Annotated in this window: 4 protein-coding genes; all 4 read right to left on the bottom strand. The window is 59.3% G+C overall.

Annotation, left to right across the window (positions count from 1 at the left end):
* Positions 1–588, bottom strand: a 588-nt coding sequence (locus HF921_RS13020; protein ID WP_215893984.1) for a DUF692 domain-containing protein, incomplete at its 3' end; no start/stop codon positions are given.
* 24 nt (positions 589–612) lie between these two features.
* A complete protein-coding gene (locus tag HF921_RS13015; protein ID WP_215893983.1) occupies positions 613–879 on the bottom strand; it encodes a hypothetical protein in 267 nt (88 codons plus the stop codon).
* 78 nt (positions 880–957) lie between these two features.
* Positions 958–1,875 (bottom strand): lysophospholipid acyltransferase family protein, encoded by a 918-nt coding sequence (locus HF921_RS13010; RefSeq protein WP_215861498.1) that lies wholly within the window; start codon positions 1,873–1,875, stop codon positions 958–960.
* On the bottom strand, positions 1,860–2,308 hold a 449-nt coding region (locus tag HF921_RS13005; RefSeq protein WP_215893982.1), incomplete at its 5' end, for a class I SAM-dependent methyltransferase. The genes HF921_RS13010 and HF921_RS13005, both read right to left, overlap by 16 nt.

Genomic DNA, 2,308 nt, shown 5'->3' with positions numbered 1-2,308 from the left:
AAAATCCGCCGCGTCGTAGTGGTGGTTGACGCTGTTGACGTAGAGGTTGTTGAGATCAAGGAGCAGGCGGCAATCCGCCTCTTCCAGCACGGCCAGCAAAAACTCCAGCTCGGTGAGCGCGCTATGGCGGAATCCGCCGTAGTAGGCGGTGTTTTCGATGATCAGCGGCATTTTCAGGAAGTCCTGCGCCTGACGGATGCGCCCCGCCACATGTCGTACCATCTCTTCGGTGAGGGGCAGGGGCAGCAGATCGTAAAGTTGGCCGTGGTCCGCACAGTAGGCGAGATGTTCGCTGTAATGGTGGATGCCATGCTCCGTCATAAAGCCCTGAACGGCCTCCAGCAGCGCCATGTCCAGCGGCGCTGGTCCGCCAATGGAGAGAGACAGCCCGTGGCAGATGAAGGGATGCTTTTCGGTCAGGGTACGGAGTTGGGTTGCCGGGCGGCCACCGAAATTAATCCAGTTCTCCGGGGCCAGTTCAAAAAAATCCACGCCGTGCTCCGGGGTGGCAAGGAGTTGCGGCAGGAATTCGCGGCGCAGGCCCAAACCAACCGCCTTATTGGCGGGTGTGTGGGGATTGCTGCTCAAAGCAGATAGCCTGGATACAGGCTATTATTGCTGTTTCATGTGACTCTTGACGTGTTCGCCTTCTTTGGTTTTCATGCCGCCTTTGGAACAGTTTCCTTCCTGGGAGCCCTTGCCCATCTTCTGGGAGCAGTTGCCTTCGCTTTTGGTGGCGGTGCTCATGGCGACGGGCTGTGCAGTCGCCATGCGCATGGTCGCGGCGTCTGCCGAAGTGGCAAGCAAAGGGAGCGTGCCGAGGGTCACGGCAAAAGCAGAGCTAAGGGCGAACGAACGGGCAAAATTAGGTTGTTTCATGGCTATTTCCTTCTGTTACCTGAACGTAGTATGTAGAGGTCGTTCAGCTCTTGCAAGGATTCCCCTTCTGACGCTGGCTCAGTAAGGGCGTTCGCGCGCTGCGGGCTGATCTTTGAAGCGGCGATGCACCCACCAGTATTGTTCGGGGGCTTTGCGAATGGCGGTTTCCATGCAGTCGTTCATGACGGTGGCGTCGGCCACGGCGTCGCCGCTGGGAAAAGTGTCGGGCAGCGGCACAAATTCAATTCTGAACCCCGACCCTTGCGGCAAACGATAGGCAAACATGCCGAAGACGGGTACGCGGTCACGCGCCGCCAGCCGCCCCAGCACCGGGGTCGTGCACGCGGGATACCCAAAAAATGGCGCAAACACTCCCTCTCGCGGATCAACATTCTGGTCGGTGAGGATGCCGATAATTTCCTTTTTTTTGAGGACCCGGAATAAGGGGCGGATGCCACGTTCCTTGTTGAGCTGCCGTGCCCCGCTGCGTTCGCGACAGTGCCGCATCAGGGCATCCATGCAGGGATTCCGTAACGCCCGGTACATACCGGTAATCGGCCAGCGCTGTCCGGTATAGAGGACGGCCGCCTCCCAGGGGCCGAGGTGCGCGGTAAACAGAATGACCCCATGCCCCAGCGCGAGGGCGTGATCGACAGCCTCCGCGCCTTCCACCGCGCGCACCATGTTTAGTGCCCCAAGTAAGGGCCGCGCCCAGATCGGTCCCAATTCCAGGGTTGTGCGCCCGAGTTCACAAAAATTTTGTCGGCGTAATTGCTGACGTCTGGCGAGCGACCAGTCAGGAAAAGCAATCTTCAGATTGATGTCCACCACCCTGCGTATCTTGGGGAGCGCTGCCATGGCGATCAGCCCCAATCCGCCGCCGCAACGTGAACGCCATGTATCCGGCCACCGGGCGGTCCACTGCAATAACCACTTTACGATGAACGTGCCCAGTCGCTGCCCTCGCGTTCCTGCGTCCTTTATAAATCCCCCCAATCCGGAGCGGCCCGGCGGAAGCTGTCCTCCTGGTACTGATAGCGCCGTTCCCAGGGGCGCGGAGTTAATGCCTCCCTGGTCTGTTTGATCGCCAGTACCTGATGCAGAGCCGACCAGTTGCGCCAGAAGGCATAGGCGCAGCCCGCCATGTAGATGGCCCAGATGCGATAGCGCTTGTCCCCGATCATGGCGATGGCTTCTGCTTTGCGGGCTTCCAGGCGTTGCACCCAATGGATGAGGGTCTGGGCGTAGTGGGGGCGCAGGTTCTCTACATCCAGAATCTCCAGATCCTGCCCCGCCATTTCCCATACCAGGCGCCACAAATGAGGGATCTCGCCGTCGGGGAAGACGTATTTATCCATGAAATCGCTACCGGAATGATGTCCGTCTTCGTCATCCTGCTGACCGGCGGTGATGCCATGATTCATCACCC

Source organism: Acidithiobacillus ferriphilus (assembly GCF_018854775.1).
Lineage (GTDB): Bacteria > Pseudomonadota > Gammaproteobacteria > Acidithiobacillales > Acidithiobacillaceae > Acidithiobacillus > Acidithiobacillus ferriphilus.
This window is presented reverse-complemented; position numbering and strand designations above follow the sequence as displayed.